This is a genomic window from Paenibacillus sp. FSL H7-0737 (assembly GCF_000758545.1).
Taxonomy (GTDB): Bacteria; Bacillota; Bacilli; order Paenibacillales; family Paenibacillaceae; genus Paenibacillus_AQ.
The window spans coordinates 4927758-4940035 of record NZ_CP009279.1 but is presented as its reverse complement, the minus strand read 5'-3'; the positions used below and the strand labels follow the sequence as shown (position 1 = coordinate 4940035).

The 12278-nt window shown below is 43.8% G+C and carries 10 protein-coding genes and 1 riboswitch; of the genes, 9 read left to right on the top strand and 1 reads right to left on the bottom strand.

The window, feature by feature from the left end; genetic code table 11:
* The first annotated feature begins 523 nt into the window (after positions 1-523).
* The 7 genes from H70737_RS21690 (at position 524) to metE (ending at position 9470) form a co-directional block, all read left to right on the top strand.
* The gene (locus tag H70737_RS21690) at positions 524-1225 is read left to right on the top strand and encodes a response regulator transcription factor (protein ID WP_042190586.1); all 702 of its coding nucleotides are present in this window, start codon (positions 524-526) and stop codon (positions 1223-1225) included.
* A complete protein-coding gene (locus H70737_RS21685; RefSeq protein ID WP_042190583.1) occupies positions 1222-2220 on the top strand; it encodes a sensor histidine kinase in 999 nt (332 codons plus the stop codon). Before H70737_RS21690 ends, H70737_RS21685 begins: the two co-directional genes overlap by 4 nt.
* Positions 2221-2305: 85 nt before the next feature.
* Positions 2306-3076 (top strand): ABC transporter ATP-binding protein, encoded by a 771-nt coding sequence (locus H70737_RS21680; protein WP_042190581.1) that lies wholly within the window; start codon positions 2306-2308, stop codon positions 3074-3076.
* Entirely contained in the window at positions 3051-5000 is a 1950-nt protein-coding gene (locus H70737_RS21675) for an ABC transporter permease (protein WP_042190579.1), read from the top strand. Before H70737_RS21680 ends, H70737_RS21675 begins: the two co-directional genes overlap by 26 nt.
* Positions 5001-5017: 17 nt before the next feature.
* Complete coding sequence (locus H70737_RS21670; protein WP_042190577.1) at positions 5018-5641, top strand: DedA family protein; 624 nt, start codon at positions 5018-5020, stop codon at positions 5639-5641.
* Between the two features lie 49 nt (positions 5642-5690).
* On the top strand, positions 5691-6551 hold the full coding sequence (locus H70737_RS21665; protein WP_042190575.1) for an undecaprenyl-diphosphate phosphatase: 861 nt from the start codon (positions 5691-5693) through the stop codon (positions 6549-6551).
* Positions 6552-6809: 258 nt separating this feature from the next.
* Positions 6810-7015, top strand: a riboswitch (cobalamin riboswitch).
* Positions 7016-7169: 154 nt separating this feature from the next.
* Positions 7170-9470, top strand: a complete 2301-nt coding sequence (gene metE, locus H70737_RS21660) for a 5-methyltetrahydropteroyltriglutamate--homocysteine S-methyltransferase (protein WP_231573327.1) — start codon at positions 7170-7172, stop codon at positions 9468-9470.
* Positions 9471-9608: 138 nt separating this feature from the next.
* On the opposite strand, the gene H70737_RS30450 is transcribed toward metE, so the two are convergent.
* On the bottom strand, positions 9609-9761 hold the full coding sequence (locus H70737_RS30450) for a DUF1540 domain-containing protein (RefSeq protein WP_076120659.1): 153 nt from the start codon (positions 9759-9761) through the stop codon (positions 9609-9611).
* A gap of 369 nt (positions 9762-10130) precedes the next feature.
* Here H70737_RS30450 and H70737_RS21655 point away from each other — a divergent pair, with 369 nt between their 5' ends.
* Entirely contained in the window at positions 10131-10910 is a 780-nt protein-coding gene (locus H70737_RS21655) for a hypothetical protein (RefSeq protein ID WP_042190570.1), read from the top strand.
* A gap of 237 nt (positions 10911-11147) precedes the next feature.
* Positions 11148-12278, top strand: coding sequence for a DUF4349 domain-containing protein (locus H70737_RS21650; RefSeq protein ID WP_052404385.1), 1131 nt, complete (start codon positions 11148-11150; stop codon positions 12276-12278).

The window sequence follows — 12278 nt, the reverse complement described above, 5'->3', positions numbered from 1 at the left end:
TTCGATGTGATATCACCATTCGACGTTTGTATTATCGACTCTGTGATGTTCACCGCTACTGTATCTGCAACTAACTATATAGTGAGACCCGTGAATGATTATGCTCATTCACGGGTCTTTTTTTAGAGGTTGGGCTTGGGATAGTTTAATTCATAACCATTATATATCTGCCTCACGTTACGCTTGGCGATCTGCCTCGCATTAGGCATGACGATCTGCCTAGCTTTACGCTGATGATCTATCGCTCAATCCCCTTAACAATTTGACTAACCCTGTCCGCGATGTATATATTATTTGGCAAAGCCCTTATAAGAGGTTGTTCAAAAAGTCCGCTTTTGATCACGAAGTATTCCAAGAAGATTATTCGACATCGAATATTGAATTCAGGCGAAACTTCCGGTGCTCACGTAGCTTCCACTACGCTCCGCTCCTCAGTTTCTACCTTCATCCAATCTTCTCGGTGCTGAAAACCGTACTTTTTGAACACGTACTATAATGTTAAGGCTGTGACCGGAGGCATGATATGTTCAAAATATTTATTATAGAAGATGACCGTGGACTGGTGGCTCTGCTGCAGGATTATTTACATAAGTTTGGATATGAAACACAGGCTGTGAATGATTTCGAGCGTGTTCGTACTCAGTTTGAAATGTTCGCTCCGCACCTGGTTCTTTTAGATGTTAATTTGCCAAAATACGATGGGTATTATTGGTGCCGCCAGATTCGTGGGATTTCCACCTGCCCTATCCTTTTTATATCTGCCCGCGATGGCAAAATGGATCAGGTGATGGCGTTGGAGAACGGAGCCGACGATTATATTACGAAGCCCTTTGATTACGAAATTGCGATGGCCAAAATCAAAAGCCAGCTGCGACGCGCCTACGGTACCTATGCGGGAAGCAACAATGAGCGTACCCTAACCGTTGCCGGAATGGCACTGGATGTGGAGCGACTAGTCCTTACCCGAGGAGAAGCCAAAGTGGATTTAAGTCACACGGAAGCCAAGATACTAGATGAGCTGATGCAAAAGTCGGGAACTATCGTTACCCGCGACAGACTGCTCGAAAAAATCTGGGATGATCAAGCCTTTGTGGATGAGAATACGCTTAATGTCTATGTCACCCGTGTACGTAAAAAGCTTGCCGCTCTTGAGATTACGGACGGTCTACAAACCGTTCGAGGTCAAGGCTACCGCTTGATTCCGAATTGGGGGGATGAGGATTGAAGCTATTTTTAAGGGAGCAGATCCCTTTAATTGTTGTCTATCTAGCACAGCTCATCTTGATCACACTAGTATATCGGCTGGATGGGGGCAGTGGGGTGAGTGTTAGTCTGTACGCTGCTCTTCTCAGCACTTGTCTGCTGCTTGGCTACCTCGCTTATCGGTATATCAGCAATCGTACGTTCTATGAACGACTGGAGACTGTACCCACCTCTCTAGATGAAGCTGGCGGTCCATCACAGGATTCTCCGCTTGCCGTGAGTTTACGAGGACTACTAGGGTCACAATTCCGCCTCTACAAAAATGATTTACACAGCTACCGCCACAAGCTGGAGGAACATATTCACTTTATTAATCAGTGGGTGCATGGGATGAAGACGCCATTGTCTGTCATCCATTTGATGATTCAAGATAAAGACGGACCGCCTTTTACGGCGATAGGTGATGAACTGGACCGTCTGAAAAAAGGACTGGACACTGTACTTTATACGGCTCGGCTAGATACTTTTGAGCATGATTTTTACGTGGAACGTTTGGATTTGGAAACCCTCGTACGTAGCGTGACCTCAGAGCAGAAGCGTCTGTTCATACGTAACCGTATATTTCCTACTATTAAAATAGATGAACGAATCGCCGTAACCACAGATGAGAAATGGCTAAGTTTTGTGCTTACGCAAATTATTACGAATGCAATACGGTATACGACGGAAGTCGGCAAACATGTATATTTCCATGGGTACATACAAGAAGAAAAGAGAGCAGTACTGGAGATACGAGATGAAGGGGTTGGCATTCCAGCAGGTGATCTGCCGCGTGTGTTTGATCCTTATTTTACAGGTGTGAATGGACGAACCTTTCAAGAATCCACGGGGATGGGTCTATATCTTGTGAAACAGATCTGCGGAAAACTTGGTCACGAGGTGAGCATTTGCTCAGAAGAAGGTAAGGGCACGACCGTGCGGATAGTGTTTAGGGAGTCCTACCTTACAAAAATGTAAGGTCATTGTAAGTTAGAGAAATGGCAGCCTGTGTATACACTTTGTATAATGAAGGCAATCCAGTCGAAAGAAGGAGAGGTAACACTTGCCCATTCTAGATGTTCATAATTTATCAAAAATATATGAGGGTAAAGTGTCCACTCAGGCATTGAATCATATCCGTTTTTCTGTTGAAAAAGGGGAGTTTGTTGGCATTATGGGACCTTCGGGGAGTGGAAAAACAACACTGCTCAACACGATCGCCACCATCGACCAGCCGACCTCCGGTCAGATTCTGATCAACGGCCGAGATCCCAATTTGCTTAGCAGACAAGAAAAGGCACTCTTTCGCCGCCATGAGCTTGGTTTCGTCTTTCAGCATTTCAATCTGCTGGATACGCTCACTGTAGAGGAGAATATTGTGCTGCCTCTCACGCTTGCTGGTGTCCGTGTACCGGAAATGGAGAGCAGACTGAAAGAAGTAGCAAGTATGCTGGACATTGAGCATTTGCTGCAAAAACGGACATACGAGATTTCGGGTGGACAGATGCAGCGGACCGCCATCGCCCGGGCGATGATTCATCGTCCTTCATTGATTTTAGCAGATGAGCCTACAGGGAATCTGGATTCCAAAGCTTCAGGTGAAGTCATGAATATGCTGACAGAGGTGAATCAGGAAGAAGGGGCAACCGTGCTGATGGTCACACATGACGCAGTGGCCGCGAGCTTTTGTAACCGAGTCATCTTTATTAAAGACGGACGTTTCTATAGTGAAATGTACAGGGGGAGCAGCAGAGGCGCATTCTTCCAAAGTATCATTGATATGTTGTCTCTGCTTGGGGGAACTAGCCATGACCTTTCGGCAATTCGCTTATAGGAATGTTACACGTAACAAGCGTAAATATGCGGCTTATTTTGTCGTCAGTGCTTTTTCAGTGATGATCTTTTTTGTGTGCGCATTGTTTATTTACCATCCGGATATTTCTAAGAGCTTGGTTTATAGTACAGCTGCTCATACAATGATGGCGGCAGAAGCCATTATTTATGTGTTTTGCTCCTTGTTCGTTCTTGTATCGGTCGGATCGTTCCTGCAGTCACGTAAGATGGAGTTTGGGATTTTATTGATGCATGGAATGACGAAGCGACAGCTGAACATGATGGTATTTTTGGAAAATATGATGATCGGCACCTCTGCCATCCTGACAGGTACTTTACTTGGGTTAATTCTAGGTAAGTTGTTTTTGATGATCGGATCTACTTTTCTAGGGATACCTCTTTTAACGTTTCATCTTCCATGGCAGGCGCTTGTACTAACGATATGTAGCTTTGCGCTGTTATTTATTCTAATCTCGCTAAGCACGTTCTTCTTTATTGGGAATGAATCACTGATGCGGCTGTTTCAGGGAGAACGAAAAGCAGAAGAGGAACCTAAAGTTTCCTTGGTGTTATCTTTACTGTCTGCTTTATTGCTGTTGACGGGCTATTTTATGGCAGCTACAGCACAAGCGGCTTCGGTTGAAAAGGTGATGTTCCCGGTCGTTATAATTACGGTTGCGGGTACCTATCTCTTTTATACTCAGCTCAGTATTTACACTGTTAAACTACTTAAGACGATCCGGCGCCTGTATTGGAACCACACGAATATCATTACTTTATCGGGCTTGTCTTACCGCTGGAAAGAGAATGCCCGAATGTTCTTTATGGTGACGATTGTTTCCGCAGTATCTTTTACTTCAGTTGGAGTATTCGCATCGATCCATACGCTTTCCAGAGAGTTGAAATTGGACTATCCCGCAGCAGTTGGTTATGTAGCCAAAGGCAATCAATTGCAGGATCCTTTTGATCAGCATTTGGACGAAATTCAGGAAGAGCTTACAACGCTCGGTTTACCCTATGAGACACTTAGTATTCCGATTAAATACGCAGAGGTGGAATCTCAGACCGGGCCAGATCGCACGTTAAGGCTTCCCTTGATTGCTTACAGTGATTATAAGCTTGCTCTGCTTCGTGCAGGGTTTACGACGGATGAGCAGCCTCTAAGTGGAGATGAAGGACTGGTGATGATCGGTTCGCAACGAGACCGAAGTCTGCAAGCGGGTAGAGTAAAGCCGGTATATACCTTGAAGCAAGGTCTGTCCATTCGAGAAATGGGTTATACCCAAAATGTTCCGATTGCTGAATATCTATTGCCGGAGCTGGATGGAAGGGATGGGGGAGATTTCAGTGGTGTTGTGATTAGCGATGAGCTTTACAAGGCTATTCATCCCGTACAGACCGATTTGTATACAGGATTTTACATGGATGACTTCCCGCGAACAGTAGGTATAGCGGCGGATCTTGCTCATAAAGGGAAACGGTCCTATGAAAGTAACTCGCCATACGCGATTGTTGTTAGCGGCACGCTGTTTGAAATACAAAGAACATTGTACAACACGATGCTATTCGCTTCTTTACTGGTGGGTACTGTCTTTTTCATTGCAGCAGGCAGCTTCCTTTACTTCCGGCTGTATACAGATCTAGATCATGATCGTCATCAATATTCTACATTGTCCAAAATGGGACTTACAGATCAAGAGCTAAACCGAATTGTAACGATACAATTGTCGTTGTTGTTTTTTGTTCCGGTTGGGGTAGCCATTTTGCATAGTGTGTTTGCCTTTATTGCGCTTCAGCGGTTGTTTTACTTATCTATTGCTGTGGAGACCGGGGCGGTGTTATTGGGATATTTGGCTGTCCAGGGACTTTACTTCTTTTTTATTCGCAGCCGTTATTTACGCAACTTGAAGAAGAACTTGATCTGAATAATGGGGGTTACGAAATGCAAGCATGGATTACAGATTTTATGGAGCAGTTTGGTTACTTTGGTATTTTCCTGATGCTCGCTTTTGAAAATATATTTCCACCGATTCCTTCCGAAGTGATCCTTCCTTTTGGCGGATTCATGACAACCACAACGAATTTGACCATTCCTGGTGTAATTATTGCTGCTACGCTTGGCTCACTGCTGGGTGCAGTAATTCTCTATTATATCGGTCGTTTGTTGGATGTAAATCGCTTGGAAAAGATCGTTGAACGCTGGGGCGGCCTACTCCGGATTAGCAAAAAGGACATCCACAAGGCTGACGCTTGGTTTGACAAATATGGCTATTGGACCGTATTATTTTGTCGGATGGTTCCACTAGTGCGTAGTTTGATTTCGATCCCTGCAGGGATGTCGGGCATGAAATTTGGAGTGTTTATGATCTTCACAACGATTGGTACGCTGGGATGGAACCTATTGCTGGTGCTTATTGGTGCGGCATTGGGTGAGTCGTGGGAAGACATCGCCATGTATATGGATATGTACTCCAACGTAGTGTACGTGCTTCTTGCAGGTGGAGTAGTGATCCTTGGGTATTTGTTCTTCCGCAAGCGCAGCCGGAAAATGAACACCGAAGGTTGAGCCGAGAAGGACTTATAGATAAAAGTTATGATTAAAAGGAGGAGAACAAATGGAGCTATTAACGATTATTAAAGCTATTATTTTGGGAATTGTTGAAGGATTGACTGAATTTGCTCCGGTATCCTCCACAGGTCATATGATTATTGTTGATGATATGTGGTTAAAATCGACAGAGTTATTTGGGCAATATACGGCCAATACGTTCAAAGTGGTTATACAGCTGGGGTCAATATTAGCAGTTGTAGTTATTTTTAGAAATAGGTTCATTGAATTGCTGGGCTTAAAGCGCTTCAGCCGCAAGCAGTTGGATCCTGTAACCGAGCAACAACCACAGCTTGAAAAAGGCGGCCACCTGAAGCTTACACAGGTGCTTGTAGGTTTAGTGCCAGCAGGCGTGCTGGGGGTTCTGTTTAATGATTATATTGACGAGCATTTATTCTCTACATCCACCGTGTTAATCGGTCTAGTAGTCGGTGCTGTATTAATGATTATTGCGGATCTATTCGGACCAAAGAAGATTCAAACGGAGAGTGTCGATCAGATTACATATAAGCAGGCGCTAGGTGTTGGTCTGGTCCAGTGCTTCTCCTTGTGGCCGGGATTTTCCCGTTCCGGGTCGACGATTTCTGGTGGTGTTCTTCTGGGTATGAGTCATCGCGCTGCTGCTGATTTCACGTTTATTATGGCTGTTCCAATCATGGCAGGCGCCAGTTTACTCTCACTGATGAAGAACTGGCAATATTTCACCATCGATGCCCTGCCGTTCTTCATTGCAGGCTTTATCAGTGCCTTTGTATTTGCACTATTATCGATGCGTTTCTTCTTGAAATTGATCAACCGGATTAAGCTTTTACCATTTGCTATATATCGCATAGTACTTGCTGCAGTAGTATATTTCGTGTTTTTCTAAATCCGTTATAAGGAATCGATATAACAAAAGCCCCCGTAATCTATTGCAGATGACGGGGGCTTTCACGTATGATGACATCAGATTTAAGACACTCACTTTATCCTTATAATTCTCGCATAAACGCTTACCGTCCTTAAAAGGACGCTGAAGGCGTTTTAGCTTATGGATGATAAGAAAGTATAAGTATCACGAAATACTTTCTTATAATTCTCGCATAAACGCCTACCGTCCGTATAAGGACACCGAAGGCGTTTTGGCTTGACAATATCGGAGACAGGTGCTTGCCGGAAATTAGTAATTCGGTAGGCTTAATAGGGAAATTCGGTTTGAAGCCGATGCGGTCCCGCCACTGTAACGGAAGAGTCCATAGCAACATATGTCACTGGCAATTTACTACTGCTGGGAAGACTGCTAAGGATGCTGACACCGCTAGCCAGGAGACCTGCCTGTTTCAACAGCACTGCTTCACCTACGGAGGATAGGAAGGTGTTAGACGTTAACCATAGGTATATTATGGGCGTCTTTCCCTTTGACTTTTTTAGGGAAGGGCGCTCTTTTTTAAAGGAATGCAAGTGATATCGAGTCCAAAATAAGAAGATGGAGAAGGGGAGCTGCAAAGTGACGAACAAAGTAAAAGTAAGCAATCTTGGCTATCCAAGAATCGGAAAAAACCGCGAGTGGAAGAAAACGTTGGAAGCCTTCTGGGCGGGAAAAATAAATGAGGAAGCGTTCCGTACTGAAATGACAGGAATTCAGCTTCAGCATTTGAAGACTCAGCAGGAGGCAGGAATTGATTTAATTCCGGTAAATGATTTTACGTTCTACGATCATGTGCTAGATACAGCTGTGATGTTCGGGATCGTACCTCCACGTTATGCGTATGATGGTGGCGACATTGGGCTTGATCTTTATTTTGCGATGGCTAGAGGAAATGCTGAGGCTACCGCTTGCGAGATGACTAAATGGTTCAATACGAACTATCATTACATCGTTCCAGAGATCGGTGCACAAACGCCGCGTCTGACCGAGAACAAACCACTGGCAGCTTATCGTTTTGCCAAGTCCCAAGCGGGAATTGAGGGTAAACCTGTGGTTTTAGGCCTTTATACATTCCTTAAGTTGTCAAAAGGATTTGCATCTGCGGATATTTCGAAGATTGCTGCTCGGTTTCTTCCGGTTTACGTTCAGCTGTTGCAGGAACTGAAGCAAGAAGGAGTAAGCTGGGTACAAATTGATGAACCAGCGATTGTTACAGGAATTAATGAATCAGAATTATCCTTACTTCACTCGATTTACACAGAAATTGCTGAATCCGTGCCTGGATTAAATATTATTCTGCAGACTTACTTTGAAGCTGCTGAACCGCTGGAGGCACTGTTCAAGCTTCCGGTACAAGGTTTAGGTCTTGATTTTGTCCATGATGGCGGGACGAACCTGGCATCGATTGAACGTCTTGGCTGGCCTGAGGATAAGTGGCTGGGAGCGGGTATTATTGACGGACGCAACATCTGGCGCTCAGATCTGGATGCTAAACTGCAGCTAATCGAGAAGCTGAGTGTACATGTATCACTTGATCGTCTTATTATACAACCTTCTTGCAGTTTGCTGCATGTTCCGGTTACTGTTCAGGGTGAGGTGAAGCTGAAGGCCACCGTTAAGGCTGCTTTAGCTTTTGCTGATGAGAAGCTTAGAGAGCTTGGCCTGCTTGCTGCAGCCTTAGAGGGTACAGCAGAAGCTGCTGCTGCGTTGACAGCCAGTCGCGAAGCCCTTACTGCCTTCCGTGCACTTCCTGAACGCGGTCGTAAGGATGTGGCTGAGCAAGTTCTGGGACTTACAGATTTACCAGACCAACGTAGCCTACCTTTTGCTGAGCGCCTGAAGGTGCAGCAGCAGAAGTGGCAGCTGCCACTTCTGCCAACGACAACAATCGGAAGCTTTCCACAGACTGTAGAAGTGCGCCAGGCAAGGTTGAAATGGCGTAAAGGCGTATGGAATCAAGAGCGTTACGACGGGTTCGTTCGTGAGCAGATTGCAGATGCAATCACTTTCCAAGAAAAGCTGGGTCTGGATGTACTCGTGCATGGTGAGTTCGAAAGAACCGATATGGTGGAGTTTTTCGGGGAGAAGTTGGATGGTTACTTATTTACTAGTAATGGCTGGGTTCAATCCTACGGATCACGCTGCGTTAAGCCACCAGTTATTTATGCGGATATAGCTTTTATCCAGCCTATGACTGTAAAAGAAAGCGTCTATGCTCAGTCGTTAACTTCCCTTCCTGTTAAAGGCATGTTGACTGGTCCTGTTACGATTCTCAATTGGTCTTTCGTACGTGATGATCTTAGTCGGGAAGCAGTAGCGAATCAAATTGCCTTAGCGCTCCGTCATGAAGTTAAAGCTTTGGAGGATGCAGGCATAGAGATGATTCAAGTAGATGAACCGGCTATCCGTGAAGGACTCCCTTTGAAGGCTGAAGATCATGAGGCATACTTGAATTGGGCGGTGAAGTCGTTCCGTATCGCGACGAATCATGTGAAGGCTACGACACAAATTCATACCCACATGTGCTATAGCGAATTTAATGACATGATAGACTCCATTTCAGCGATGGATGCAGATGTTATCTCTATTGAGACTTCACGTAGCCATGGGGAACTGATCGTTAGCTTTGAGGAGCAGGCGTATGATAAAGGAATTGGTCTTGGTGTATATGATATCCATAGTCCACGGGTTCCTACAGTAGAAGAGATGACAGCTAATATTGATCGTGCGCTGCGGGTGCTTGATCCTGAACAGTTCTGGATTAATCCGGATTGCGGTCTTAAGACACGTGGCTGGCAGGAGACAGAAGATGCACTTCGTAACATGGTAAAGGCTGCCGCTATTGCAAGAGAAAATGCAGGAGTTAGTGCTTCCAAATAACATAAGAGGTATACAATAAAACATAGCCGGGGAATTTCTCCCTGGCTTTTTATTTCAGCCACTTGATAATAATTCTCATTCTTGATAGAATGAGAAAAGAAAAGAAGGAACCGTGGAGGGTCCCTTCAAATCATCACCTTATTTGCTTTCGAAAGTCTTGCAATCTGTTTCTTCTGCACGTGTAGGTTCTTGGGAGCTGTGGAAAGCTACAAAGATAGAATCAGCACTGCATTTGTTCTCTTCTGCCCAGTGGGTGCAGGAGTTAACTTCGCAAATTACGTCTTTTGCCATGAGGGTTCACCTCCCCTTTTAGTAATAGACAGCATTATTAAAAAACTTCTCTGTTCAACAAGGTGGAGCTTGTCCGAACAGAACCGTGTTCTGCCCTCATTCATTATGAATAGAGGGTTTTTTGGTATTTTTTTACGTGTTTAGACGTGGTAATTGTACCAAATAAAGTGTGTGTAAGCAAATGGGTTATTCGATAACAGAAATGTGACAAAGTTATACAAAAAATTATAAAAAAGCACAAAAGATACTTATTACTTACATGCCTAAAAATAGAAAATAATTCTAAATATCTATATTATTACAAGAATTATATGGTAATATTTTCGATAGGGAACGGCCGCTCCTAATCTGAAATATTGGAGGATGAAGATGTTGAAAAAGTTATTACTATTCCCTTTTGCCTTAATGCTCATCTTGTGCTTACCTATTTATGCAGGTGCAGAAGGTGTACATAATGACCAAGCTCCTCAAATAAGTGAATCAGAAATCATAAAAGTCTACAAAGCCTCAGCTACGGGATTGTCAGAAATTTCAGTAGAGGAGTACAATGAAATTCTTGCACAAGGTCAAGCTTTAGAAGCTGCTAAAGAGGGGCTGATACCAAGTATACCCCTGTTCATAACGGACTCTTCCTTTGATGACGCTTCTGTAATTGCACCTAGAGATGCTTATCAAACAACGATATACTCCTACCAACAAAATGGTTATGTCTCATATGTTACTAGAAGTGGTTTAACTAGAAGAATCTCTCAGCCTGTATATAATAGTGCTTCTGCAAATTCGTTGTTAAACATTAGCTATTCAGTATCTCAAGGCTATATCGCGAATACAAGCTTTGGTGTAACCGCAAAACAAACAGCTGTAAGTACTGGTATTACTGGTGGCTCATCATGGTCTAATACTTATGGTGGCAGTAACACGACAACTGCATCAGTGAATCCTTACAATTATGCTTGGATGGAATACACGCCGATTATGAATAACTCATTTGGTGTGATTACGGAGAAGACCTATGCCAATGTTCAGGGTTCTTCAGTTCTTGTAGGCACTACTAGTTATGATGTTGATATTTACATGGCGAGATTATTAAGCGGTTCGTTACCAGATGGCGTATATGCCATTAAACAAAGCGCTTCTAACCCAGGTTGATTTTTGCTTGAAAAATAACAGCTTAAACTAAAAGAGTTGCAGAAATGCGACTCTTTTTTTTATTTAGAGAACATAATTCATAAGAAACTGTACACAATTCCATTTTTCAGTGCAACCTTCCAAGTTTTGGAACGTCTTAGTAAAGAGTGACGGAAGAGATCTGCTTAGAACAAGACATTCCGTAACGATATTATGATCCGTGCAAGCGGTATCTATTACATTTTTGGAGGAATGAGAATGCGCAAATGGGGTCTGCATTACTTATGTTTATTAATTCTTACGGTAGTCTTGGCGGGTTGTGGCTCAGCGGATAGAAATTCAGCGGCTGATAGTTTGGCAAAAGAAAATGGTAGTACGAGTAACGACGCAGCAGTAGAGGTACAATCGCAAAGCTCGATGGCCTCAACAGCGGATCAAAGCACTTCGGCAGCTCCTGAGGCAGAAGCAACTGGCAGCGAGAATATGGCTGTAAAGGGCTCCACATCAGAAAATACAGATCAAGCAAGTGCAGGATTTACTGGTAGCGATGTAGTAGCGGGCTTGAACAAGAAGCTGATCTATAAAGCGAATCTTAACATGGAAGTAGAAGACTATGGAAAAGCACAGACTGAAATACGTAATTTAGTAACCATGGCCAATGGATATATTATTGAGTTTAATGAAAATATGTCGCAGTACGAGCAAGGTGGGACGTTTATCCTTAAGGTGCCTGCCTCCGGATTCTCACCTTTTCTGAATAAATTAGAACAAGTAAAACACGAATCTCTACAGCGCAGCATTCAAGGTCAGGATGTCTCAGAAGAGTATGTTGATCTGGAGTCACGTTTGAAGGCAAAACAGCTAATGGAAGCACAATATACAGAGTTTATGAAAAAAGCGACGAAATCCACTGATCTGGTCGCCTTCGCGAACGAGCTTGGTTCGATTCAAGAAAGCATTGAGCAGATTAAAGGTAGAATGCGTTATATCAATCAGAATGTATCCTTTTCTACGGTAGAATTGAGAGTGTATCAGACGGATGAAAGTATTGCTGTCAAAGAGAAGAAGGAGCAAGGGCCGTTACTGGAACGTGCTTCAGATGCTCTAAACGGAAGCTTAAATGCACTATCTGTGATGTTTCAGTGGATTGTCGTTATCCTTGCAGGAGCGTTACCGATACTTATCGGGGCTGCCATTATTTTAGCTATTGTATTAGTTTCCCGTAAAAATATTCGCGAGCGTCGGGAGCAGCAGACCGAGAGAATTCGTCAGCGAAATAAGGAGCTGAACAGAGAGCAAGCCATCCCTGCGGCAACAGAGCCTAAGGAGGCGGTTTCAGAGGATAATTCGAAGGCTAATAAGGACTCAGAGGACTCAAAGAAAGAATAG

Coding starts and splice junctions, on each gene's coding strand:
- H70737_RS21690 (WP_042190586.1), top strand. CDS start 524: ATGTTCAAAATATTTATTATAGAAGATGACCGTGGACTGGTGGCTCTG.
- H70737_RS21675 (WP_042190579.1), top strand. CDS start 3,051: ATGACCTTTCGGCAATTCGCTTATAGGAATGTTACACGTAACAAGCGT.
- H70737_RS21670 (WP_042190577.1), top strand. CDS start 5,018: ATGCAAGCATGGATTACAGATTTTATGGAGCAGTTTGGTTACTTTGGT.
- H70737_RS21665 (WP_042190575.1), top strand. CDS start 5,691: ATGGAGCTATTAACGATTATTAAAGCTATTATTTTGGGAATTGTTGAA.
- H70737_RS30450 (WP_076120659.1), bottom strand. CDS start 9,761: ATGGCAAAAGACGTAATTTGCGAAGTTAACTCCTGCACCCACTGGGCA.
- H70737_RS21655 (WP_042190570.1), top strand. CDS start 10,131: ATGTTGAAAAAGTTATTACTATTCCCTTTTGCCTTAATGCTCATCTTG.
- H70737_RS21650 (WP_052404385.1), top strand. CDS start 11,148: ATGCGCAAATGGGGTCTGCATTACTTATGTTTATTAATTCTTACGGTA.